Source organism: Streptomyces sp. PR69, from assembly GCF_026420845.1.
Taxonomy (GTDB): Bacteria; Actinomycetota; Actinomycetes; order Streptomycetales; family Streptomycetaceae; genus Streptomyces.
Map to the genome: position 1 here is coordinate 152,495 of NZ_JAOWCB010000007.1, position 23,494 is coordinate 175,988.

A 23,494-nucleotide genomic window follows, 5' to 3' on the forward strand; every position below is an offset into this window, starting at 1 on the left:
TGAAGCTGTGACGTCGTGAAGCTGTGACAAGTGTGAGAAAAGGTCCCCTCCGTGACCGGAGGGGACCTTGGTCGTTGAGGTCTACGTCGGGTCAAGGCCCTTGCCGCGCAGCCAGGTCAGCGGGTCGACGGCGGAGCCGCCTCCGGGCCGGACCTCGAAGTGGAGGTGCGGCCCGGTCGAGTTGCCCGAGTTGCCCGCGTACGCAATGACATCGCCGGCCTTGACCGAGCCGGAGCGGATCTTGGTGCTGCTGAGGTGGCAGTACCAGGTCTCGGTGCCGTCGGGAGCGGTGACGATGGCCATGTTGCCGTAGGCGCTGTTCCACTGGGTGCGCACGGTGCCGTCGGTAGCGGCCATGACAGGCGTGCCGTAGGCCACCGGGAAGTCGATGCCGGTGTGCACGGACATCCAGTTGATGCCCGCCTGGCCGTAGTAGGCGCTGAGGCCGTGCTGTTTGACCGGCAGCATGAACTTGGGGCGCAGCGCCTCCCGCCGCTTGGCCTCTTCCTCGCGCTTCTTGCGCTCCGCCTCCTGGCGTGCCTTGAGGTCGATGCGCTCCTGGGTGCGGGAGGCGCGGTCGCCGAAGTCGCGGGCGTCGGCGCTGAGGGCCGCGAGCTGCGTATCAATCTTGCTGTTGGCCGCGATGGACTTGGCCGCGGCCTCTTCGGCGGCGGCCGCGACATTGGACGTGCTGTCCTTGCCGTCCCCGTCGCCGCCCGAGCCGAGGCTGTTGACGGATGCGGCCGCGATGCCGGCGACGCCCATCACACAGGCCGAGGGGACGGCCACGGTGAGCAGGGCGGAGCGTTTCGCGGGGGTGCGGCGGCGGCCTCTGCCGCCCCCGCCGGAGCGGCGGACGGGGCGCGGGGTGACCGGAGCGGCGGGGGTGAGCGTCTCAGGCTCGCCGTCCGGACCATCGCCATCGGCGTCGGCGCCGCTCCCGGCCGCCACACCGCCGTCCTCGCTGTCGCCGTCGAAGCCGTGCCCGCCGTTGCCTTGGTCGCCGGACGGCGTCTCGTAGGCGTAATCCTGGGTGAACGGCTGAGTGAAGTCCCGCTCCCCGGACTCCTGCTCCTGCCCGAACTCCTGCTCCGGCGTGAACTGCTGCGGTACGAAAGGCTCCGCGGCGGTCCCGTCCGCGTTCCAGGCGGTCGCATCCCACTGGCCGGTGGTGTCGTACGGCGGCGTCACCCACTGACCCGTGGCCGTCGCCTCGTACCCGTCGTATCCGCCGTATCCGAACGATGCGGCGACGTTCTCGTACTGGCCCGTCTGGCTCGAGGCCTGGTTCCAGGCGGTGGCGTCCCACTGGCCGGTGGTGTCGTAACCGGCCGTGTCGTAAGAGGCGGTGGCGGGCGCCGGATAGGCGGCGGTCTCGTACTGCTGCTGGTGCTGCTCGCCCTGTGCTCCGGCGTAGCCCGCGTCGTAGCCGTAACCGTAGTCGGCCGTTCCGGCGTTCCACTGCGAGGCGTCGTACTGGCCGCTCTGGCCGGCCTCGTAGCTGCCGGGCAGGGAGCCGAAGAGCGGGTCGGCGTCAAAGCTGCCGGCAGCGTGGCCGTCGTATCCGACGTACCCGGCGTGGGCGTGCTGGTCGTTCACCAACTTCTCTCTCGCCTCGGCAGCAGGACCTGGGGCGCCTGGGTCCGGGGCCAGTGAACGACGGTCCCGGAGGCGACGCGGTGGCCGCGACTGTACCCGGCGGTATGCGACGGCGACAATCTCCGGCTGCTTCAAGGGAATCAGGAAACGGGCATTCGGCGGCCTTTCGGCAGTCAGTGGACGCAGCTTTGGCGGTACGTTCGAAATTCGTTCGACCTGAGGCTCTGGATGTGCTCCGCGGCGTCAGGCCACGGAGACCGCGCCGGATGCGCTGATCACCGCTGGTTCGCTCGTCTCCAGCGCCTGGCGGACGCCGGCGGCGACGGCGGGGTGCACCGGCAGCGCAAGATGGCCGATTCCGCTCACGGGCACGTTCTCCGCGATCAGGTCGGGGTGGTCGATGCAGGCCGTCTCCATCGGCATCATCAGCTGGTCGAGATCGCTCCAGAAGCTCACACATCTGGTGCGGCAGCCCGGAGCGGGCTGCCGCAGCTCCTCGATCACCGGCGATCCGGGGCGCATCTGACGCGCAAGGGGGTGTGCGCCCGCGAGCAGGGCGACAGGTGTACCCGCATGCGGGGTGCCGAGGGTGACGAGCGTGCGTACGCGGCTGTCGCCGGCCAGCCGCTGCACGTAGTAGCGGGCGACGAGGCCGCCGAGGCTGTGCCCCACGACATCGACCTCACGGTGGCCCGTGCGGGCGCATATGTCCTCTATATGGCGGCCGAGCGACGCGGCGGCGGTCCGGATGTCGCAGGTGAGCGGGGAGTAGGTGAAACAGCTGACCCGGCGGCCGCCGTCGCGGGCCAGAAAGCGGCGCAGCAGCACGAACACCGAGCGGTTGTCCACGAAGCCATGGAGCAGAACGACAGGCGGGCGCTGCCCCGCGTCGACGGGCAGAGCGGCCGTGCCCTCGGGGCGTCGGCCCGTGGGACCCGTCGGACCCGCAGGCCCGGAGGCAGGCTCCGGGCCGGGGCGCTCCGGCGTCAGGCCCGTGGGATAGAGCAGCAGATGGCCGGCGAGGACGGTCAGCTCCAAGGCGGTGGCGCGGAGCAGTGCGGCCGACAGCCGCAGATGCCGTACAGGATGCAGACACCGTGGCATCGGCGGCAGCAAGGGCAGGACCCTGGTGGGGACCCTCATGGCCTACCTCCCCTACGGCACGCGAGAGCAGGCTCCTTCCCCCGTGCGCCCCTCATGGGGTGCTGCCACTCATGGCCGGCGGATGCGCTGCCTGGTCCCCGGCGCCGCCCGCCGTCCTGTGCGGCCTGGACGGCGGGCGGCGCCGGGGCGGTGACGGTGCGCAAACCGAGGTGGGTCGGGTCGCGCCGCCGTGCCGGGCGGCTGACGGCGCGGTGGCGCGACGACCCTGTAGCGGCTCCCCTCGCAGTCGTGCCCGCGACGGCTTGTGAGCCCTCTGGTGCGGGTACGACGCATAGCGAACATGTCCCACGTGTGATTTCCCCCTCCCCGTTCACCGCGAAACTGCGGGTTGCGGGATGCTGGAGATAAACGTTCGTTCACTTCGGCGCCCCTTGAGGGGGCACGGCAGCCGGGTTTGTGGAGGCAGTGATGGGTGTGAGCGGTCCGATCCGCGTGGTGGTGGCCAAGCCGGGCCTCGACGGCCATGACCGCGGGGCGAAGGTGATCGCGCGGGCGCTGCGCGACGCGGGCATGGAGGTCATCTACACCGGGCTGCACCAGACGCCCGAGCAGATCGTGGACACGGCGATCCAGGAGGACGCGGACGCGATCGGCCTGTCCATCCTCTCCGGCGCGCACAACACGCTCTTCGCGAAGGTGATCGAGCTGCTGAAGGACCGGGACGCGGAGGACATCAAGGTCTTCGGCGGGGGGATCATCCCCGAGGCGGACATTCCCCCGCTGAAGCGACTCGGTGTGGCGGAGATCTTCACTCCTGGTGCGACCACGGCGTCCATCGTTGACTGGGTCAACGCGAACGTGCGCCATCCGGCTGAGGCGTAGGCCATGTTTGGGGGCTCCGCCCCCGGACCCCCGCTCCTCAAACTCCCCCAGACTCCGTCCGGGGGCACCCCTGGGGGCACCTCCGTGGGGGTACCCCCGGACGAAGTCTGCGGGAGGTGGCTGCGGGAGCTTGAGGACACGTCCGAAGGCCGTACCGGGGTCTGGGGCGGAGCCCCCGTCACGGGAAGGGGTCCACACGCCCCAGGGCGTAGGGGGAGGTCAGGGGAAAGACCACACGCAGCAGTCAGGCGGGGGCGGGCCCGGGCGGCGGGCCCGTTAGTTCGGTGTGGATGGCCGCCCGCAGGCGCAGGGTGGACACCAGCCGCTGGAAGGCCTCCGCCCAGTAGCCGCCCGCGCCCGGGGACGCTCCTTCCGGTTCGTCCGGTGTGGCCGCCAGCGGCTCCAGGCGGACGGCCGCGGAGGGGTCCAGACAGCGCTCGGCCAAGCCCATCACACCGCTGAAGCTCCACGGATAGCTCCCGGCGTCGCGTGCGATGTCCAGCGCGTCGACCACCGCCCGGCCCAGCGGCTCCGCCCACGGCACCGCGCACACCCCGAGCAGCTGGAACGCCTCCGACAGGCCGTGCGCCGCCACGAACCGCGCGACCCACTCCGCCCGCTCCTCTTCCGCCAGCGCCACCAGCAGCTTCGCCCGCTCGGCCAGGGATATCGTGCCGGGGCCGTCCGCCGGCGGAGAACCGGGCGCGCCCAGCAGCGCCCGGGACCACTCGGCGTCCCCCTGCCGCACGGCCGCCCGGCACCACGCGGCGTGCAGCTCGTCCCGCCAGCCGTCCGCCACGGGCAGGGCCACCGTCTCCGCGGCCGAACGCCCGCCCAACCGCTCCCGCCAGACCGACAGCGGCGCGGCTTCCACGAGCTGCCCCAGCCACCAGGAGCGCTCGCCGCGCCCCGAGGGCGGCTTCACGGTCATGCCGTCGCGCTGCATGTCCGCGTCACACTCGTGCGGAGCCTCCACCGCTATCGCCGCCTGCCCGTCCCGGCCGTCGTGGCACAGGCTGATGCAGGAGGCCGCCCGCTGTGCCATGCGACCGGCGAGCGCTGAGCCCGGCAGTGCGGACAGCAGCTCGGCGGCCAGGGCCCTGACGTTCCGGCTCCGGTCGGACAGGGCCTGCTCCAGGAACGGCTCATCCGCCTGACACAGCCCCGTACGGAGCGAGTCGAGGAACATCAGCCGGTCCTCGGCCCGCTCGGTGGTCCACGTCGAAGCCAGCAGCTCCCGCGCCGCACCCGCGTCCTGGTCCCGGACCGCCGCGAGCAGAGCGACCCGCTCGGCGAACAGGCCCTCCTCCCACGGCTTTCGCACCGCATCCGCGTCGGTCACATCGAGCAGTGCCGAGCCGCTGCCCGCGCTGCGCAGCGCGAATCTCCACTCCGCGTTGAGCCCGGCGAGCCACAGCGCGCGCGGCCCGGCGAAGGCGAGCGACTGCGGCCGCAGGTCCGTGCGCGCCCGCGCCGCGTCCAGCAGAGCGGGCAGCAGCTCCGCCGGGGCCTGATACCCCTGCGCGTTGGCGGTGGTCAGCCACTGCGGGAGCAGCTCGGTGAGATCGGGCGCGACGCCGCGCCTGCCGCCGCCCGAGGGCGCGCGGTCCGCAAGCAGCTGGGCCAGGCGGCGGCGAGCTGCCGCGGGCAACGGCGGCCGCGGGTCATGAGGGGCGCGCTCGGGCAGGGGCGCCGCGGGCGCGGGCAGCAGCCCCGCCCTGCGCCGCACGGTCTGCAGAGCCGCCGCGTCCAGCAGCGCGACCGGCGCGTCCTTGGCGGGCTCGACGGCCGCGGCCGGCACCGCACGGCGGTCGGTGCCGAGGAGGGCCGAGGTGACGAGATCCTCCCAGAGCGAGGTGTCGGCCATGCTGCCACCCTTTCTTCTGCTCTTCTGCTCTTCTGCGTTTCTTGTGCGTTCAGCTCTTCTGCTTCGGTCGGGTCGCCGCGCCTTCAGATCAGCGGAATCGTCCCTGATGTGTCCTCGGACCAGACGGCGATCGGGGAGAAGCCCCGATGGCCCGCCTCGCCGAACACGGTCACCGGCCGGCCGCCGGACACCGCGGCGAGACGCAGCAGGCCGGGACGGGACAGCGCGTCGGGGGCGACCGGCAGCGCCAGCGCGCCGTCCGCGTCGGCGAGCTGCCACCCCTCGTCCGCGGGGGCCGGTATGACATCGCCCAGCGTCACCGGCCAGGACTCCAGCCACGGGTCGTCCCGCAGCGCCCGTCCGTACGCCTCGACCGCTGCGGCGACCGGCGCTCCCGGCGGCCGTCCGCCGTCCTGCACGGGGGCGCCGGCCAGCTCGGTCAGCTCAGCCCGCAGCTGCCCGGCACCGCCGTACGGAGTCAGCACGGCCTGCACCGTCAGACCCACGGGCAGCGCCAGCTGCGGCGCCCGGCCCGCGGCCCCGAAGGACAGCAGCAGCGCCGTCCGGCCCGACTCCCGGCCGTGCAGCCAGATGCGGCGCGTGGTGATCCTGCCCTCCGCCGAGTCGTACTGCGCGAGGATCAGCCAGCGGTCCCGCACCGGCTCGCCCACAGCGGGCGTGGACAGCCCCACCCGGGACCGGACCACCGCCGCCAGCGGCTCGGGCAGCCGGTCGAGGCCCAGCCAGGCCGTATTCAGCAGATGCAGCAGCGCGCACTCCTCCAGCAGCCGCACCGGCCAGCCCGCACCCGAGCCGGGAATCGCCCCCAACTCCCGGACCCGCGCCGCCAGCCCGGGCGCCTGGGCGTCCACCATGCGGGCCGCGGTCTCCTCCCACAGCCCGTAACCCGACTGCTCCGCCGTGGCCAGCCCGGAGCGCAGCAGATCCGCGAGCCGCTGCTCCAGCTCGCCCGCGCCCGCCGTGATCCGCTCCGCCCGGCGCTCCGCGCGCCGCCGGGACGCCTCCGGATCGGCTGGCTTCCCGCCGCCGCCCCCACTCTTGCCGTCCCGGTCGGCGGCACGCTGTCTGCGGCCCTCCAGCCACTGCTCGGCCCACTCCGGCGCGGTCGAGTCCCGGACCGCGGTGTCGTCCGACGCCCAGAGCAGCAGCAGCCCCAGCGCGTGCTTGCACGGGAACTTACGGCTCGGACAACTGCACTTGTAGGACGGGCCGCCCGCGGTGTCCACGACGGTCTGATACGGCCTGCTGCCGCTGCCCTTGCACAGGCCCCACACCGCCCCCGAGCCGCTGCAGCCCGCATCCGACCACGGGCCCGGCACGCTCAGCCTGTTTCCCGCTCTGCGTGAAGCGTCGTCAGGAGCCAGTGCCAGCACCTGTTCCGACGTCCAGCGCACCCCCTGCTGATTCATGTCGACGACGGTAGGGCCGACCACTGACAATCGGCTCTGACCTGCGGCGACGGTTCGTCAGCGATCGATTGTCAGTGGCGTGGTGCACCGTGGAGAACGCATCGGCCGAACGGGGCCGAGCGATCTTGAGGGGGATCCATGTCTGTGTCCAAAGCCATGTCTGAAACCATGCCTGAAACCACGCCCGAAGGTGCTTGTGACGCGGCGTCCGGCGCATCGGACGCGTCCGGCGCGGAGGCGCTGCGGCCCCATGCGGAGCAGGCGTTCGCACATGAGCTGGCGGCCCTCGCAGCGGCCGACGACCGGCCGCGTCCGGTCGGCTGGCGGCTGTCGCCGTGGGCCGTCGCCACCTATCTCCTCGGCGGCGCCCTTCCGGACGGCACCGTGATCACGCCCAAGTACGTGGGGCCGCGGCGGATCGTGGAGGTCGCCGTCACGACACTCGCCACCGACCGGGCCCTGCTGCTGCTCGGCGTCCCCGGCACCGCGAAGACATGGGTGTCCGAGCATCTCGCGGCGGCCGTCAGCGGCGACTCGACCTTGCTTGTGCAGGGCACCGCCGGCACCCCGGAAGAGGCCATCCGCTACGGCTGGAACTATGCGCAGCTGCTCGCGCACGGCCCCAGCCGCGACGCCCTCGTGCCCAGCCCGGTCATGCGCGCCATGGCCGAAGGCATGACCGCGCGCGTCGAGGAGCTCACCCGCATCCCCGCCGACGTCCAGGACACCCTGATCACGATCCTGTCCGAGAAGACCCTCCCGGTGCCGGAGCTGGGAGAGGAAGTGCAGGCGGTGCGCGGCTTCAACCTCATCGCCACCGCCAATGACCGAGACCGCGGGGTCAACGACCTCTCCAGCGCGCTGCGCCGCCGCTTCAACACGGTCGTGCTGCCGCTGCCCGCCACGGTCGACGACGAAGTCGACATCGTGTCACGGCGCGTGGACCAGATAGGGCGTTCGCTCGACCTGCCGGCCGCGCCCGAGGGGCTTGAGGAGATCCGGCGCGTCGTCACCGTCTTCCGCGAGCTGCGCGACGGCGTCTCCGCCGACGGCCGCACCAAGGTCAAGTCCCCGTCGGGCACGCTGTCCACGGCCGAGGCGATCTCCGTGGTCACCGGCGGTCTCGCTCTCGCGGCGCACTTCGGCGACGGAGTGCTGAGGCCCGCCGACGTGGCCGCGGGCATCCTCGGCGCGGTGGTGCGCGACCCGGCCGCGGACCGGGTGATCTGGCAGGAGTATCTGGAGACCGTCGTGCGTGAGCGGGACGGCTGGAAGGACTTCTACCGCGCCTGCCGCGAGGTGAGCGCATGACACATCCGCTGCTCCTCGGCGTCCGCCACCACGGGCCCGGCTCGGCGCGGGCGGTCCGGGCCGCACTGGACACGGCCTCGCCCACGGCCGTTCTGATCGAGGGCCCGCCCGAGGCGGACGGACTGCTGCCGCTGGCCGCCGACGACGGCATGCGGCCGCCGGTCGCGCTGCTCGCCCATGCGGCCGACGACCCGGGGCGGGCGGCGTTCTGGCCGTTCGCCGAGTTCTCGCCGGAGTGGACGGCGATCCGGTGGGCGCTGGCGCACGACGTCCCGGTGCGGTTCATCGACCTCCCGGCGGCTCACTCGCTGGCGATGCGGCAGGAGGAGACCACAGGGGAGCCGGAGGAGCCGGGGGAGCAGGAAGGCGCCGCAGAGGAATCGCAGCAGGCCGCGGAGGAGGACGCCGCGAAGAAGGACGCCGCGAGGGACGCCGCACCTGAAGGCGGCGGAGAGGAGACGGACATCCACGGCGCCGCGCAGGCCATGCGGGTGGACCCCATCGGCGCGCTCGCCCAGGCCGCCGGATACGACGACCCGGAGCGCTGGTGGGAGGACGTCGTCGAGCACCGCACGGCGCGCGAGGACGACGACTCCCACGCCCCGTTCGCCGCCGTCGCCGAGGCGATGGCCGCGCTGCGCGAGACATACGGCCACGGCGGGCAGCAGAGCGACCTCGTACGCGAGGCGCATATGCGGCTCAAACTCCGGGCGGCGCGCAAGGAGTTCGGGGACGCCGTCGCCGTGGTCTGCGGGGCCTGGCATGTGCCCGCGCTCGCCCGGAAGACCACGATGGCCGCCGACCGGGCGCTCCTCAAGGGACTCCCCAAGGTCAAGGCCGAGATGACCTGGGTGCCCTGGACCCACCGCCGCCTCTCCCGGCACACCGGCTACGGCGCGGGCATCGACTCGCCCGGCTGGTACGCGCATCTGTTCAACGCCCCCGACCTGCCCGTCGAACGCTGGATGACCAAGGTCGCCGGACTGCTCCGCGACGAGGACCACATGGTCTCCTCCGCCCATGTCATCGAGGCGGTGCGCCTCGCGGGGACGCTCGCCGCCATGCGCGGACGCCCCCTCGCCGGTCTGACCGAGACGACCGACGCCATAAGAGCCGTGATGTGCGAAGGCTCCGATGTGCCGCTCGACCTCGTCCGGGACCGGCTCGTCGTCGGAGACGTGCTCGGGGAGGTCCCTGACACAGCCCCCGCCGTCCCGCTCCAGCGCGATCTGGCCCGGCAGCAGCGCAGCCTGCGCCTCAAACCCGAGGCGCTGGAACGCGAGGCGGAGCTCGATCTGCGCAAGGAGACCGACGCCGCCAAGAGCCGGCTGCTGCACCGGCTGCGACTGCTCGGCATCCGCTGGGGCGAGCCGTCCGCCGGGCGGCAGGGCACGGGCACCTTCCGGGAGACCTGGCGGCTGCGCTGGGATCCGGAGCTGGCCGTGCGGGTCGCGGAGGCCGGGGTCTGGGGCACCACCGTGCTCTCCGCGGCCACCGCCAAGGCGGAGTCACAGGCCGTGGAGGCGGCCGCGCTCGCCGATGTCACTGCCCTCGCCGAGCAGTGTCTGTTGGCCGGGCTGCCGGACGCGCTGCCCGTGGTGATGCGGGCTCTCGCCGACCGCGCCGCCCTCGACGCGGACGTCGGCCATCTCGCCCAGGCGCTGCCCGCGCTGGTCCGCTCGCTGCGGTACGGGGATGTGCGGTCCACGGACACCGCCGCGCTCGGGGAGGTCGCCACCGGGCTCGCCGAGCGGATATGCGTCGGCCTGCCGCCCGCGTGCGCGGGGCTCGACGCGGACGGCGCGGCCGCGATGCGCACCCATCTGGACGCCGTGCACGGCGCGATCGGGCTGCTGCCGGACGCCGGGGAGCTGCCCGTCCGCTGGACCTCGGTGCTCCGCCGCCTCGCCGACCGCGACACGGCGCCCGGAGTCCTCCGCGGCCGCGCCGTACGGCTGCTGCTCGACGACCGGCGACTGGAGGACGACGAGGCAGCGCGGCTGATGGCGCTCGCCCTCTCCGCCGGAACACCGCCCGCCGACGCGGCCGCCTGGATCGAGGGCTTCGTCGGCGGAGCCTCCGGCGGCGGCATGCTCCTGATCCATGACGAGCGGCTGCTGGGGCTGGTCGACGCCTGGCTCACCGGGGTGCCCGCGGAGGCGTTCACGGATGTGCTTCCGCTGCTGCGCCGCACCTTCTCGGCATACGAGCCCGGGGTGCGCCGCACGCTGGGCGAGCTGGTGCGGCGCGGCGCCCCTGGCGCGGCCGGGGGAGGGGCCGCGCCGCGCTCCGGGGCCCTCACGCCCGGCTTCGGCCACGGTCTCGACGGGACACGGGCGGACGCGGTCCTGCCGGTGGTGCGTCTGCTGCTCGGGACCGCGGGGGCCGAGGGCCCGCACGAACACGACCTGACGACCTTGCGGGGGTGACTCGATGACCACAGCGGACAAGACAGCAACGGAAGCAGCCGCGGAAGCAGCCAAGGAGGCGGTCGCGGAGGGGGCCGCGGAAGCGGGCGGAGACGAGCGGCTGCGGCGCTGGCGGCTCGTCCTCGGGGGCGGCGGCGCCGACGGCACGAACTGCGCGCTCACCGGCAGGGACGCGGCCATGGACGGTGCGCTCACCGCGCTCTACGGCGGAGCGGCGGACAGCCGTGGCCGCGGCCGTGGGCGTGACCGCTCCGCGGGGCTGGGGGCGTCCGCGCCCTCCGTGGCCCGCTGGCTGGGGGACATCCGCAGCTATTTCCCCAGCTCTGTCGTCCAGGTGATGCAGCGGGACGCGATCGACCGGCTCGGACTGTCCACACTGCTTCTGGAGCCGGAGATGCTGGAGGCCGTCGAGGCCGATGTGTATCTGGTCGGCACGCTGCTCTCCCTCAACAAGGCCATGCCGGAGACGACGAAGGAGACCGCAAGGGCGGTGGTGCGCAAGGTCGTCGACCAACTGGAGAAGAAGCTCGCCACACGCACCCGCTCCACGCTCACGGGGGCGCTGGACCGCTCGGCCAGGGTCAGCCGGCCCCGGCACCGGGACATCGACTGGCACCGCACCATCAGGGCCAACCTCAAGAACTATCTGCCCGAGTTCCACACGGTCGTGCCGGAGCGCCTCATCGGATACGGGCGGGCGTCGCAGTCGGTGAAGAAGGAAGTGGTGCTCTGCATCGACCAGTCCGGGTCGATGGCCGCCTCCGTCGTCTACGCCTCGGTGTTCGGCGCGGTCCTTTCCTCCATGCGGTCCATCAGCACCCGGCTGGTCGTCTTCGACACCTCCGTCGTCGACCTCACCGACCAGCTGGACGACCCGGTCGACGTCCTCTTCGGCACACAGCTCGGCGGCGGCACCGACATCAACAGGGCCTTGGCGTACTGCCAGTCGCAGATCACCCGCCCCGCCGACACCGTCGTCGTTCTCATCAGCGATCTGTACGAAGGGGGGATTCGGGACGAGATGCTGAAGCGGGTCGCGGCGATGAAGGCCTCGGGGGTGCAGTTCGTCGCGCTGCTCGCACTCTCCGACGAAGGCACGCCGGCATACGACCGCGAGCACGCGGCGGCGCTCGCCGCGCTGGGCGCGCCCGCGTTCGCCTGTACGCCGGATCTGTTCCCGGAGGTGATGGCGGCGGCGATCGAGAAACGCCCCCTGCCCATACCGGACATGGCACCGCATCGGTAACCGAGGACTTGCGTCCCCCTGGGATGGGCGTGCAAGCATCGTCCCCGATCCGGCGGAAGGCTTGCTTCCGCCACCTCACCATGGGAAGGCTCCCCGCTCCGTGACCGACGCCGTCACTCCTTCTGCCGCTGCCCCGGGCGTATCGCGCCCGGGGGCGACAGGGGTGCGGCTGCTGCGCGCCGCGCTGTTCCTCGGCGGACTGCTGGCGCTCGGCCTTCTCTTGGGCGGTAAGGCCCATGCGGCGCCCTCGCCCGTGCCCGCGGTGGAGGAATCCGCCGCAGGGGCCGTGGCGGTCGAGGAGCCGCTGGGCGCGGGCCGGGAGACGGCTGCGCCGATGCCGGCTGAGTCACCTCGCTCACCCGAGCCGCCTGAGCCTGTTGGGCCCCTTGAGCCTGTTGAGCCGCTTGTGACGCCTGGACTGCCTGAACTGCCTGGTCTGTCTGGGCCGCCCGGACCGTCCGACCGGCCCGGACTGCCAGGTTCACCTGAGGCGTTCCGAATACCCGAGGTGATCCAGACACCGGCGCTTCCTGCGGCTCCGGAGGTGCCGGACTCGCCGGGCGTACCGGATGTGCCCGGCGTACCGGCGCCTCCCGTACCGCCGTCGTCCGCGCACGCTTCCGGCGGGGCGGACGACCGGGGCCGTGCGGCGCAGCCCGCAGCCGACCGGCAGACGGCGGCCGCTGGGGCGACCAGAACGGAGACGGGGACGGGGGCCGGGACGCGAGCCGGGACGCGAGTCGTCGGCGAACAGCTCCTCCGGCGAGGCGAGTTCCGCACGTCTTCCCGTTCCGCTGTCTGCCGGCCCGTTGACGATCACCGTGTGGAGCCTGGGGGCTTCCAGAGAGGGCCGCGGACGCCTCATGGTCCGCAGGGCATGGGCGGCGCGGCGCCGGAGTCGGGCGAGCCGCACTCGCCGCGTACGGGAGACCCGTGCGGCGCCGCGGCCCGTGTCCCCGCATCGGAGCAGGCCCTCGCGCGCGGCGCGGGCCTGGCGGACGGCGTATGGCCGGTCCGCGAGAGGCCGCGCGACATCCTCGAATTCCCTGGCTAGGGCGGACCGTTCCCCCGCTTACGGACCTGCCGCGCGGGGGCGGGACAGGTCTGCCCGCCGACCGGTCGTACGACGCCGGTCAGTCTCATCGAATTCGAAGGAACCGACGCAAGCATGCACAAGAACATTCGCCGCTCCATAGCCGTCGCCGCGACGGCCACCGGTGTGTGGGCGGTCGGCACGGCGTCCGCAGGCGCTGCCGAGCTGCCCGTGTCCATACCGGTGACGGCGCCGGACGCGCCCGTCGGCGTCACGGTGTCCGTCGAGCAGAACGTCACGCAGGAAGCCGAGAGCGCCGCCGCGCACGCCGCCGGGAAGGCGGCCCAGGCGGCCAAGGCGGCCGACGAGGTCACCGACACCGCGGAAGACCTCCGGGGCGACGTTCCCGGCGGCGTTCCCGGGGACGTCTACGGCGGCGTCCACAGCCATGTCCCGGATGCCGAGGGCGCGCAGGACGGCGCTCGGGGCGCCCAGGCGGATGCCCAGGGCGCGGCCCAGGGTGAGATCGACTATCTCTTCGGACCGCTGTCCGCTTTCGCGCCCGAGCTGGAGCACAGCGCGGGCGCGGCGGTCGAGGAGACGTCCGAGGCCGTGCTGCCGCTGATCGTCGTGGCGGCCGTCGACGCGGCGGAGCCGACGGCCGGGCAGGCGGCCGGAGACGCCGAAGCGCTGGGGCAGGGCATGGCAGGCGGTGTGACGCCGTTCGCGGGCGGGGTCGCATCCGAGGCCGTCCCGTGCGTCAACGGAGTCGTCGGCGCCGCGCGGCCGGTGGTCGACACCGCCGTCTCCCAGGTCCAGCCGCTGGCGCAGGGCGTCGGCGGCAGCGCGGGCGGCTTCGCGCAGGGCGTGGGCGCCCAGGCTCAGTCCTTCGCCCAGGGCTTCGCGGGCACGGTGGCGGACGGCGCCCAGCCGCTCGCCCAGAACGCGGTCGGCGGCGCCCAGGGCGTGGCCGAGGCGGTCACCCCCGCCTACGCTGACCAGCTCGCCGACGGGCTGACCTCGATGGCCGGCGCGTACGACGTCCCGGGCCACTACGACGTCCCGGGTCACTACGAGGTCCCGGGTCACTACGAGGTCACAGCCCACTACGCGGTCTGAGCCGTTCCGCCCGGCTCCGTTTGGGGACGGAGCCGAATCCAGGGTGGCCCCGCGGCGGCGGGGCCACCCTCCGGCCATCCCGGCGACTCCGTCCGAAACGCTTCTCCGTCCGAAACGCCTCTCCGGCTGCGGTCCCCGCACGCGATTCTGTGACCGGTATCACCGCGCCGGTGTGATCTGCGATTTAGGGAGCCAGCTCCCACGGGGATAACCTGCGAGACGGACATGCCGCGTCCACGGACACCGTGTACGCCCCCCTATGTGACAGCGGAGTCACGTTGCCCTTCGCGGCACGCCCACGCAGACAACGAACCGCGATCATCAGAAAAGGGACGGACGCGCGTGGACCTGTTCGAGTACCAGGCGAGGGACCTCTTCGCCAAGCACGGTGTACCGGTGCTGGCCGGTGAAGTCATCGACACGCCTGAGGCGGCGCGCGAGGTGACCAAGCGTCTCGGCGGCAAGTCGGTCGTCAAGGCGCAGGTCAAGGTCGGCGGCCGGGGCAAGGCCGGCGGCGTCAAGGTGGCGTCCGACGAGGACGACGCGGTCGCGAAGGCCGGCGACATCCTCGGCATGGACATCAAGGGCCACACGGTCCACAAGGTGATGCTCGCCGAGCTGGCGCCGGAGATCGCCGAGGAGTACTACGTCTCCTACCTCCTCGACCGCACCAACCGCACCTTCCTGGCGATGGCCTCCGTCGAGGGCGGCATGGACATCGAAGAGGTCGCGGCCACCAAGCCCGAGGCCCTGGCCAAGATCCCGGTCGACGCGAACGAGGGCGTGACCCCGGAGAAGGCCCGCGAGATCGTCGCGGCCGCGAAGTTCCCGGCCGATGTCGCCGACAAGATCGCCGAGGTGCTGGTCTCCCTGTGGAAGACCTTCGTCGCCGAGGACGCCCTGCTCGTCGAGGTCAACCCGCTCGCCAAGGTCGCCAATGGCGACATCCTGGCGCTGGACGGCAAGGTGTCGCTGGACGCCAACGCCGAGTTCCGCCAGCCGGAGCACGCGGAGCTCGAGGACAAGGCCGCAGCCAACCCGCTCGAGGCTGCCGCCAAGGCCAAGGGTCTCAACTACGTCAAGCTGGACGGCGAGGTCGGCATCATCGGCAACGGCGCGGGTCTGGTCATGTCGACCCTCGACGTCGTCGCGTACGCCGGTGAGAAGCACTCCGGCGTCAAGCCCGCCAACTTCCTCGACATCGGCGGCGGCGCCTCGGCCGAGGTGATGGCGAACGGTCTGGAGATCATCCTGGGCGACCCGGACGTCAGGTCCGTCTTCGTCAACGTCTTCGGCGGCATCACCGCGTGCGACGCGGTCGCCAACGGCATTGTGCAGGCCCTGGAGCTCCTGGAGTCCAAGGGCGAGGCCGTTGCCAAGCCGCTCGTCGTGCGTCTGGACGGCAACAACGCGGAGCTGGGTCGCAAGATCCTCGACGACCGCAACCACCCGCTCGTGCAGCGTGTGGACACCATGGACGGCGCGGCCGACAAGGCCGCCGAGCTGGCTGCTGCGAAGTAAGGGACGAGGGACACCACAACCATGGCTATCTTCCTCACCAAGGAATCCAAGGTCATCGTCCAGGGCATGACCGGCTCCGAGGGTCAGAAGCACACCAAGCGCATGCTGGCTTCCGGCACCAACATCGTCGGCGGCGTCAACCCGCGCAAGGCGGGCACGACGGTCGCGTTCGACGGCGCCGAGGTCCCGGTCTTCGGGTCCGTCAAGGAGGCGATGGAGCAGACCGGCGCGGACGTCACGGTCATCTTCGTCCCGGAGAAGTTCACCAAGGACGCGGTCATCGAGGCGATCGACGCCGAGATCGGCCTCGCGGTCGTCATCACGGAGGGCGTCGCCGTCCACGACACCGCGCAGTTCTGGGCGTACGCGGGCGCCAAGGGCAACAAGACCCGGATCATCGGCCCGAACTGCCCGGGCCTGATCACCCCCGGTCAGTCGAACGCGGGCATCATCCCGGCGGACATCACCAAGCCGGGCCGCATCGGACTGGTCTCCAAGTCCGGCACGCTGACCTACCAGATGATGTACGAGCTGCGTGACATCGGCTTCTCGTCCTGCGTCGGCATCGGCGGCGACCCGATCATCGGCACCACGCACATCGACGCGCTGAAGGCCTTCCAGGAGGACCCCGACACCGACCTGATCGTGATGATCGGCGAGATCGGCGGCGACGCCGAGGAGCGTGCGGCGGACTTCATCAAGGCCAACGTCACCAAGCCGGTCGTCGGCTATGTCGCGGGCTTCACCGCGCCGGAGGGCAAGACCATGGGCCACGCGGGCGCCATCGTCTCCGGCTCCTCCGGCACCGCCCAGGCGAAGAAGGAGGCCCTTGAGGCCGCGGGCGTCAGGGTCGGCAAGACTCCGACCGAGACGGCCAAGCTGGCGCGGGAGATCCTCGCCGGCTGACGTAGGCGTACGTCAGTGTGATACGCGTACGTCAGTGTGAACATGCCTGAATGGGCCCGCACCCCTCCGGATGGGGGTGCGGGCCCATTCGCGTCATGTGCGTCATGTGCGTCACCTGCGTCGCCTTGCGTCGCAGGATCGCCGGCATCACCGCTCAGCGGGGCTGCGGAAGCAGACGGTCAGGGCCGGCGGCGGGCCCGGAGCGGAGCCAGTCGCGCAGTGCCTCGGCCTCCTCGCTCAGCTGCTCTGGGCCGGCGGCCGGAGGCACCCCGCCGACCTGATGCCCCGGAGCCACGGGGGCCCGGTACTCTCTCGGGGCGGTGACCGCTGTGGCGGCCGTGACCCCGATCAGCAGCGTCATGGCCGCGACCGCCGCCCGTGTCCACAGTCTGGCCCGGCGTTCGCCGCCGGTGCGGACGGCGCGCGCGGGCGACAGCACCATGGCGGGCCCGGAACCGGTGAGGGCCGTCAGCCGCTCCTGGAGCACCCCGGCGTCGGCCAGCTCGGGCAGGCGCGCGGCAACGGCCTCACGGGCGTGCAGCAGCCGGTGCGCGGCGGCCGGAGTGGACGCCTCCGTCTCGGCGGCCGTCTCGGGCAGGTCAATGCCCAGGCCGTCGTAGAGCAGCAGGGTCCGGCGGTACGGCGGCGGCAGCGCGAGCAGCGCGTCGAGCAGGGCGCGGCGGTCGCGTTCGACCGGCGGGGTGTCGCGGTGCCGGTGGGCGCGGCGCAGCCGGTGCCAGGGGGAGAGGGCGTAGTCGTACGCGACGGCCCGTACCCAGCCCGCGGGGTCCCGGTCGCATGCCACCTCGGGCCAGTGCTGCCAGGCGTGGTGGAAGGCGCGTTCGACCGCCTCCTGGGAGAGCCTGCGGCGGCCGGTGAGCAGATAGGCCTGGCGCACCAGGGCGGGGGCGGCGTCGGCGTAGAGCGCGTCGAACGCCTCGGCGGGGGTGGGCGGCGGTGTCCGCCCGTGCGCCGCTTCCTGATCGTCAGCCGGATCCGCTTCCCGGCCCGGCTTCTGGTCCTGGACCTGATCCTGGACCTGGTCCTGTACCTGTACCTGTACCTGTACCTGTTCTTCCTCCGGCTCTGTCTCGGGCGCCGGTGAACCTTCTGGCGCTGCTTCCGCGGTGGGCTCCGCAGACGCGGCCAGGAGGGTGCTGCTCCGGGTCATGGCCAGGACACCACCGCTCTGCACTCTGAGTAAAAGTACATAAACGTATCTTGAGCGACACAACGGTCATTCGCCTGTTACAGGGCGAAAGCGCGTGTCGTTGGCAGCATGGCCGCGTGACTCAGGCGACCGACGTGACCGACGTGACCGACGCGTCCGACGTGACGCAGCCGGCCGAGACGGAGAGCGTGGCGTACGGCGGACGGGCCGTCGTGGCGGCCGCGGCGTCCGTACGCGGGGTGACGGCGGCGGGGCTGGGCCTCGGGGCCCTGACCGTGCTGGTGGTGATGGCGTGGATCAGCTCCCCGTACCCCGACAGCGGGCCGGGCGGGGCGTTCCACGTCGCCGCGTCCCTCTGGCTGCTGGCCCATGGCGTGGAGCTCGTACGGACCGACACGCTCTCCGGCCAGCCCGCCCCCGTGGGCGTCGTGCCGCTGCTGCTCGTCGCGCTGCCCGTCTGGCTGGTGCACCGCGCGGCGCGGGACTCCGCGGAGCGCGGCCAGCGGGACGGGCTGCGCAACGGCCTGGACGTGTGGTGCGCGGTGACGGCGGGATATCTGACCGTCGGCGCGGCGGCGACGGCGTACGCGGCGGGCGGGCCGCTGGGCGGCGACGTCCTCAGCGCCGTACTGCATCTGCCGCCGCTCGCAGCGGCGTCGGCGGCCGCGGGGATCTGGACGGCCCGGGGGCGGCCGCTGGGGCCGCTGCCGGGATGGACGCCGGAGCGGGTACGGGTCGCGCTCGCCCGCACCCGCGCGGTCGTGGCGCTGCGGGCGGCCTGCGCGGGCGCCCTCACCCTGGTCATCGGCGGTGCGGTGCTCGCCGTCACCTCACTGGGGTGGCACTGGGGCATGGCGCAGGAGTCGCTGTTCCGGCTGTCGGAGGTGTGGTCGGGGCGCGCCGCGGTAGTGCTGCTGATGCTGGCGCTGACGCCGAACGCGGCGGTGTGGGGGGCGGCGTACGGGCTGGGGCCCGGCTTCGGGGTGGGCGCCGGTGCGGCGGTGACGCCGTTTGGCGCGGGCGGGACCCGCGCGGGCGGGACCGTCGCCGACGCCTCCGTCGCCGTCCCGTATTTCCCGTGGCTCGCGGCGGCGCCGGAGACGGGCGGCGGGGCGACGCCGCTGACGTGGGCCGCGACTGTCGTGCCGGTGGCGGCGGGTGGAGTGGTGGCGTGGCTGACGGTACGGGGCCGGGGGCCCGCCGGGCCGCCCCCCGCCGGGTGGCGGGACACCGCGCTCACCGCCCTCCTCGGCGCGGCCGGCTGCGCCCTGCTGACCGCCTTCCTCGCCGCGGCGTCCGGCGGACCCCTCGGTACCGGCCGACTGGCGGCCTTCGGCCCCGTGTGGTGGCTGACGGGCGCGGCGGCGCTGGCGTGGTGCGGGGGGATCGGGGTGGCGGGGGCGCTGGGGGTATGGGGGTGGCGGCGGTGGCGCGCGTTGCGGGAGGCACGCCGGGGGAGTAGTGGGGTGCGTGGGGCGTCGGTGGGCAGGGAGCAGGGTCCCGAGGAGACGGCTGAGCAGCGCGCGGAACCCTCGGGGCCCGTTGAGCCCGTCGAGCCCTTTGAGGCCCCCGAGTCCGCGGAGCCTTCGGGGGCCTCTGCGCCCTCGGGGGCAGCCCTCTCGGAGACGTACGACTTCCTGCCGGCGGACCCGTGGGCGGACCGGGGGGACCTGGGCGAACCGCGCACGGAGCCCTCGGGCTCTTCAGGGGGCGACTCTCCCCAACCCCTCCCCCTACGCCCTGGGGCGTGGGGGGACCCCCACTTCCCGTAACTGGGGGCTTCGCCCCCAGACCCCGTTCGGGGGCCGGGCTTCTGCCCAGGCCCGTTCGGGGTGGCCGGGCTTCCGTGCAGGTCCCGTTCGGGGGGGGCCGGGCTTCCGTCCAGACCCCCTCCGGGGGGTGGGCTTCCGCCCCAGGGTGGTGTCCCGTCGAGTGGTGTAGCCATCCGGACCGTGCCGGTCCGGATGGCCTGTGATCGGCTGGCCCGGCCGCAGCTCCGCGCCGCCGCGTGAGCCGGTCAGGGTGGCGGAGGCTGCCCGGGTCCCCCGGTCCCCGGCCGAACCTGCCGCCGCCTGCGAAGCCGCCAAGGCTGACCGGCTAAACCACTCGGCGGCACACCATCCCCGGGCCCCTCGCGGTGGTGGGGCTCCGCCCAGGCCCGTTTGGGGGTGGGCTCCCCCAGGCCCCCCCGGGGGGGGGTGGGTCCCCAGCTCTCCTCCAGTGCGGGCTTTTCACAGGCCCGTTCGAGGGCGGGGGTGTGGGGAGGGCCCGGCGGGGCTTCGCTCCTGGGGTCCTTGGGGGTGCGGGGCCAAGCCCCGCACCCCTCTCCGGTGGGGGCCGCTGTGTCAGGTGCGGTTCTCGTGGGTGAGCTGGATCAGCGTCGCCTTCGTGGCGACCGTCAGCCGCAGCTGAACCGAGCCGCCGCCGAGGGGGGCGGTCGGGCTCAGCCAGGTCGTCACCCGGCATGAGCCGGGGCCGTCCTCAACCGTGGACGCGGCGCCCCGGTCGTACTCCGGCAATGACGCGCGGACCCGCACCAGGGCGTCGTCGAGGTCGTCGGGGTCCAGCCCCGTAGGACCGATCAGCGCACCCAGCACGGTCATACCGTCGCTGTCGGGCAGCTGATCGAGCAGTTCGACCGTCACGCGCGCCCCCGGGCACGCCTCGCGGATACGCTCCGCCAGATCTGCCACGCGTCGCTTGCCCTCCGGCTGCCCAAGCCCGGCCAGCCGGGCTTCGACGCCGACGTAGACCGACGCCAGGTCGGCACCCTCGTCCATCAGGTCCGCGACGTCCTCCTCGGACAGCGGGGAGTGCGGCACTGAGGGAGTCAGATCCAGGTAGCCCTCGCCGCCCTCGCCGATCTCGTCGTCCTCGTCGTCCTCGTCGTCCTCGTCGTCCGGCTCCTCGAACGGGTCGGCGCCGACTCGCGCGTACAGCGCGTACGCACCGCATACGGTGCGTCCCTGCTGCCACAGCCGGTCGGGAACGTCCACCCAGCCCGAAAGGAGTGTGTCATCGACGGTGAACCGGGCCTCGTCGAAGCCCAGCCGGCTGATGAGCGGTCCGACCGAGGTGCGCAGTGACCGCTCGGGATCGGCCTCTTCGGCCCTGGGGCACACCAGGAGCAGTCCAGCGAGAAAGCCGGTGCGCAGTCCGTCCGGATCCGCGGACTCGAACTCCACCGAAGCCGGTTTCAGTTCCGTCACCAGATCCAGCGTCGCCCGCATCGCTTCGGCAGCGGTGCGCGCGCTCGCCGGGTTCAAGCTGACCCGGACGACCACATCGGTCGGACCGTACGACATCAGTGGGTCACATATCCTTCCCGTGAGACATTCACATGCCCGGCGTTCTTCCAGACGTTCCCGTAAGCGCCCTCGAATCCGCCGTGCACGCGGTGCTTTCATGCGGCGGAGGTGCGACGGCTGGTCGCGGGCGCGGCCCGTACCGCCGCGAGCTTCTCCACGCTGTCGGCCTGCTGGGCCGCGGAGGTGGCGACACCTGCCGCCTTCAGCACGGCCTCCGCGTGCGCGGTCGCCTTCTTGGCCCAGTCGCCGGCTTTTCCGGCGTGCTTGGCCGCGTCGTCGGCGCCGCTGGCAGCGTCAGCGGCACGGACTGCCGCCCGCGCAGCCCGCTTGTCGTGTCTTTGGGGCGGCGCTCTCCTCGGCGGCTCGCCGCGCGGCTTCCTTGGCCTTCGCCGCCGCGGCTTCGGCCTGGGCGCGCTCGCACCGCTCGTCTCGTTTTCTTTCCGCTGATGGTCGTATCCCCTCGATGGCTGTCGGGCCGGGTCGGGGCCCAACTGCGGCAACTGATGCCGAAACCGCGCACGATGGCACATGCTCCCGGCCGACCGGCACACCGCCCGGTCGCCGCGGCCATCCGGCCTGCCCGTGTTCGGACGGCGTCAACTGGCCGCCCGGCCATGGCCTGGCACCGCACCTCCCGCGAGGGCGGCAGCCGGGAGGATGATATGAGTATTCAAGCTGCAACGGGGGAAGCGGGGGATGGATCGCAGACTGCTGCTGCGACCGTCGAGGGATGTTCGCTGTTCGAGATGGTGACGGGGCCTCACCCGATTTCTCCCAGCCGTACTGACCATACGCACAGGAAGCAATCGAGTGACTGTGAAGCTTACTTCTGCCCTTCTCGCCACAGGCGCCGTCCTGGGGACCGTCGCCTTCGCCGCAACCGCCGTCGCCGACTCCCGGGACGGCCACGCTCCGGCGGCCCCCGCCGCGGCGGCCGAGCTGCCGCCCTTCGCCGTCGAGGACTTCGCCTACCCTCAGGCCGACAAGATCCTCGAAGAGCGCGGAATCCGCCTGGTCCGCGGCGACGGCCGCATCACGCTCGCCGACTGCGCGACCGCGACCAACCCGATCGAGGTCTACAGCCGCTCCAAGGGCCAGTACTGCTTCGAGGTGACCGGCAAGGGCGGGTACCTCCAGCTGGAACTGGATCAGGTGTACGGGGTCAAGGGCAACGACTACGCGACCCGCGTGGACATGAGCGTCGACGAGCGTGAGGTTTCCTTCGACGTCGACAAGAACACCTGGACGCCGGTGGGCGAGGCAGCCGACCCCCAGGGCCGCGACCACGTCCTCCTGGAGATCCACGCCAACAGGTAAGCGACGCCTGCCGCGAGAGCGGGATCAGCTTCCACGGCAGCGCGGACCTTCTCCAGCCCGCCGTGCGGACCGTGGCCATCACCGAGGTCATTCCCCGCACGGACCGTGACCTGGTCATCGCCAGGCTCGCCGAGCTGGTCACCGATGTCGCACTGTCCCGCTCGCCATTTCCGCGCCGCAGGCGGGGGAGAGGCAGCATGTTCCGCTCGGCGGCGACTTCAAGGCTCCGTGCACGCTGTGGGACTCCGGCACGGGCGGCGGTTTCGACGCCCCGGTCAAGCACTGGAACAGCAAGATCGTGAGCTGAGACGGCCGGGCCGGCGCCGCGGGGCGGCGCCGGCCGGACTCACCAGGCTCCCCGGGGGCGTCGTGCAGCACAGCTGCGCGGCGCCCCCGGCGCTTTGCGCGCGGGCTCTGCGCGGGCTCTGCGCGCGCGCTACTCCTTGACGCCGATCACACCGCGCAGAGGCTCCGGGAGGAGTTCGTTGCAGGCGAGCTGGCCGTCCTTGGTCAGGGCGTCCGAGACGCAGGTGTAGTAGTCGCGGTAGACGAGCTGCGCGGTGAAGTTCGCGGCGACGAACATCAGGGCGATCGAGGCCATGACCAGGCCGCTGACCGCCGCGGTGATCAAGGGCCTGGCGGGGCCGCCGCCGGACTGCGTCTCCTGGGAGGCGGGCGGTTGCGGAGCGGCCGGGGCGGGGGTGCGGGACTGCGGCTTGGCGCGCAGGGAGCTGATCGCCCAGTACAGGGCGAGCGAGCCCAGCAGCAGCGCGATCTCCGGGAAGTCGAAGAGCGCGAAGAAGAACGCCCACATGCCCGACAGCAGCGCATAGCGCGCCCGGCGCTGCACCGGGTCCGTCGGGTCCCAGCGCAGACCTCCCGGGCCTCCGGGGCCCTGGCCCTGCTGGCCGCCTGGGCGGCCGCCGAAGCCGCCGCCGGAGGAGCGGCCCGGCTGGCGGCTGCTCCACTGGCCGCCCCAGGAGGAGCCGCTGGAGCTGCCAGAGCCGCCGGTCCCGCCGGAGGAGTCGGCGCCCTCGCCCTGTGCGCCCTCGCGGTCGTCCCCTTCGCCGCCATTGCCGTTCTCGGGGCGGCGCGGCTGCCAGGGCTGGTCCGGCCTGCCCTCCGGCGGCGGGGCGAAGGGGTTGTTGTCGTCCGTGGACTGGCGTTCCCGCGGCAACAGGAGGTGGCCCATACGGCGGCGTCGGTCCGGCATCTGGTGAACGTCTTCCCCTCGTCGTGCCCGTCAGCGGA

16 protein-coding genes are annotated in these 23,494 nt (G+C 72.8%); 9 read left to right on the top strand and 7 right to left on the bottom strand.

Translation table 11 applies throughout. The annotated features are described in order from the left end of the window. Nucleotides 1-81: 81 nt before the first annotated feature. Nucleotides 82-1,599, bottom strand: a complete 1,518-nt coding sequence (locus tag OF819_RS09510; RefSeq protein WP_267242953.1) for a M23 family metallopeptidase — start codon at nucleotides 1,597-1,599, stop codon at nucleotides 82-84. A 243-nt stretch (nucleotides 1,600-1,842) separates the two neighbouring features. Then, the gene (locus tag OF819_RS09515) at nucleotides 1,843-2,742 is read right to left on the bottom strand and encodes an esterase/lipase family protein (RefSeq protein WP_267242954.1); all 900 of its coding nucleotides are present in this window, start codon (nucleotides 2,740-2,742) and stop codon (nucleotides 1,843-1,845) included. Between the two features lie 429 nt (nucleotides 2,743-3,171). Here OF819_RS09515 and OF819_RS09520 point away from each other — a divergent pair, with 429 nt between their 5' ends. Then, on the top strand, nucleotides 3,172-3,585 hold the full coding sequence (locus tag OF819_RS09520) for a cobalamin B12-binding domain-containing protein (protein ID WP_267242955.1): 414 nt from the start codon (nucleotides 3,172-3,174) through the stop codon (nucleotides 3,583-3,585). 244 nt (nucleotides 3,586-3,829) lie between these two features. On the opposite strand, the gene OF819_RS09525 is transcribed toward OF819_RS09520, so the two are convergent. Both OF819_RS09525 and OF819_RS09530 read right to left on the bottom strand, forming a co-directional pair. Further along, nucleotides 3,830-5,452: a DUF5691 domain-containing protein gene (locus OF819_RS09525; RefSeq protein WP_267242956.1), complete on the bottom strand. Its 1,623-nt coding sequence runs from the start codon at nucleotides 5,450-5,452 to the stop codon at nucleotides 3,830-3,832. Between the two features lie 83 nt (nucleotides 5,453-5,535). Beyond that, nucleotides 5,536-6,882, bottom strand: a complete 1,347-nt coding sequence (locus tag OF819_RS09530) for an SWIM zinc finger family protein (RefSeq protein ID WP_267242957.1) — start codon at nucleotides 6,880-6,882, stop codon at nucleotides 5,536-5,538. A gap of 168 nt (nucleotides 6,883-7,050) precedes the next feature. Here OF819_RS09530 and OF819_RS09535 point away from each other — a divergent pair, with 168 nt between their 5' ends. The 6 genes from OF819_RS09535 to sucD all read left to right on the top strand — a co-directional run bounded on the left by OF819_RS09535 (nucleotide 7,051) and on the right by sucD (nucleotide 16,447). Next, a complete protein-coding gene (locus tag OF819_RS09535) occupies nucleotides 7,051-8,193 on the top strand; it encodes an ATP-binding protein (RefSeq protein ID WP_267242958.1) in 1,143 nt (380 codons plus the stop codon). Further along, complete coding sequence (locus OF819_RS09540) at nucleotides 8,190-10,622, top strand: DUF5682 family protein (RefSeq protein ID WP_267242959.1); 2,433 nt, start codon at nucleotides 8,190-8,192, stop codon at nucleotides 10,620-10,622. The genes OF819_RS09535 and OF819_RS09540 overlap by 4 nt, the downstream gene beginning before the upstream one ends. Before the next feature lie 4 nt (nucleotides 10,623-10,626). Next, nucleotides 10,627-11,868, top strand: a complete 1,242-nt coding sequence (locus OF819_RS09545) for a VWA domain-containing protein (protein ID WP_267242960.1) — start codon at nucleotides 10,627-10,629, stop codon at nucleotides 11,866-11,868. Nucleotides 11,869-13,036: 1,168 nt separating this feature from the next. Further along, complete coding sequence (locus OF819_RS09550) at nucleotides 13,037-14,020, top strand: hypothetical protein (protein ID WP_267242961.1); 984 nt, start codon at nucleotides 13,037-13,039, stop codon at nucleotides 14,018-14,020. 342 nt (nucleotides 14,021-14,362) lie between these two features. Next, nucleotides 14,363-15,541: an ADP-forming succinate--CoA ligase subunit beta gene (gene sucC, locus OF819_RS09555; protein WP_267242962.1), complete on the top strand. Its 1,179-nt coding sequence runs from the start codon at nucleotides 14,363-14,365 to the stop codon at nucleotides 15,539-15,541. A 21-nt stretch (nucleotides 15,542-15,562) separates the two neighbouring features. After that, nucleotides 15,563-16,447 (top strand): succinate--CoA ligase subunit alpha, encoded by an 885-nt coding sequence (gene sucD / locus OF819_RS09560; RefSeq protein WP_267242963.1) that lies wholly within the window; start codon nucleotides 15,563-15,565, stop codon nucleotides 16,445-16,447. A gap of 154 nt (nucleotides 16,448-16,601) precedes the next feature. Here sucD and OF819_RS09565 read toward each other — a convergent pair whose 3' ends face one another. Further along, nucleotides 16,602-17,618, bottom strand: coding sequence for a sigma factor-like helix-turn-helix DNA-binding protein (locus tag OF819_RS09565; RefSeq protein ID WP_267242964.1), 1,017 nt, complete (start codon nucleotides 17,616-17,618; stop codon nucleotides 16,602-16,604). 116 nt (nucleotides 17,619-17,734) lie between these two features. On the opposite strand from OF819_RS09565, the gene OF819_RS09570 reads away from it, so the two are divergent. Then, complete coding sequence (locus OF819_RS09570) at nucleotides 17,735-19,390, top strand: DUF6350 family protein (protein WP_267242965.1); 1,656 nt, start codon at nucleotides 17,735-17,737, stop codon at nucleotides 19,388-19,390. Nucleotides 19,391-19,963: 573 nt separating this feature from the next. Here OF819_RS09570 and OF819_RS09575 read toward each other — a convergent pair. Next, nucleotides 19,964-20,923: a hypothetical protein gene (locus OF819_RS09575; protein WP_267242966.1), complete on the bottom strand. Its 960-nt coding sequence runs from the start codon at nucleotides 20,921-20,923 to the stop codon at nucleotides 19,964-19,966. Nucleotides 20,924-21,736: 813 nt separating this feature from the next. On the opposite strand from OF819_RS09575, the gene OF819_RS09580 reads away from it, so the two are divergent. Next, nucleotides 21,737-22,243: a hypothetical protein gene (locus OF819_RS09580; RefSeq protein WP_267242967.1), complete on the top strand. Its 507-nt coding sequence runs from the start codon at nucleotides 21,737-21,739 to the stop codon at nucleotides 22,241-22,243. 436 nt (nucleotides 22,244-22,679) lie between these two features. Here the strand turns inward: OF819_RS09580 and OF819_RS09585 are convergent, their stop codons facing one another. Next, on the bottom strand, nucleotides 22,680-23,456 hold the full coding sequence (locus OF819_RS09585; RefSeq protein WP_267242968.1) for a hypothetical protein: 777 nt from the start codon (nucleotides 23,454-23,456) through the stop codon (nucleotides 22,680-22,682). Nucleotides 23,457-23,494: the final 38 nt, after the last annotated feature.

What these genes read in the sequence shown, in the direction of transcription:
- OF819_RS09585 (WP_267242968.1), bottom strand. Translation starts at nt 23,456, where the DNA reads ATGCCGGACCGACGCCGCCGTATGGGCCACCTCCTGTTGCCGCGGGAA.
- OF819_RS09535 (WP_267242958.1), top strand. Translation starts at nt 7,051, where the DNA reads ATGCCTGAAACCACGCCCGAAGGTGCTTGTGACGCGGCGTCCGGCGCA.
- OF819_RS09545 (WP_267242960.1), top strand. Translation starts at nt 10,627, where the DNA reads ATGACCACAGCGGACAAGACAGCAACGGAAGCAGCCGCGGAAGCAGCC.
- OF819_RS09530 (WP_267242957.1), bottom strand. Translation starts at nt 6,882, where the DNA reads ATGAATCAGCAGGGGGTGCGCTGGACGTCGGAACAGGTGCTGGCACTG.
- OF819_RS09525 (WP_267242956.1), bottom strand. Translation starts at nt 5,452, where the DNA reads ATGGCCGACACCTCGCTCTGGGAGGATCTCGTCACCTCGGCCCTCCTC.
- OF819_RS09540 (WP_267242959.1), top strand. Translation starts at nt 8,190, where the DNA reads ATGACACATCCGCTGCTCCTCGGCGTCCGCCACCACGGGCCCGGCTCG.
- OF819_RS09515 (WP_267242954.1), bottom strand. Translation starts at nt 2,742, where the DNA reads ATGAGGGTCCCCACCAGGGTCCTGCCCTTGCTGCCGCCGATGCCACGG.
- OF819_RS09565 (WP_267242964.1), bottom strand. Translation starts at nt 17,618, where the DNA reads ATGACCCGGAGCAGCACCCTCCTGGCCGCGTCTGCGGAGCCCACCGCG.
- sucD (WP_267242963.1), top strand. Translation starts at nt 15,563, where the DNA reads ATGGCTATCTTCCTCACCAAGGAATCCAAGGTCATCGTCCAGGGCATG.
- OF819_RS09575 (WP_267242966.1), bottom strand. Translation starts at nt 20,923, where the DNA reads ATGTCGTACGGTCCGACCGATGTGGTCGTCCGGGTCAGCTTGAACCCG.
- OF819_RS09550 (WP_267242961.1), top strand. Translation starts at nt 13,037, where the DNA reads ATGCACAAGAACATTCGCCGCTCCATAGCCGTCGCCGCGACGGCCACC.
- OF819_RS09520 (WP_267242955.1), top strand. Translation starts at nt 3,172, where the DNA reads ATGGGTGTGAGCGGTCCGATCCGCGTGGTGGTGGCCAAGCCGGGCCTC.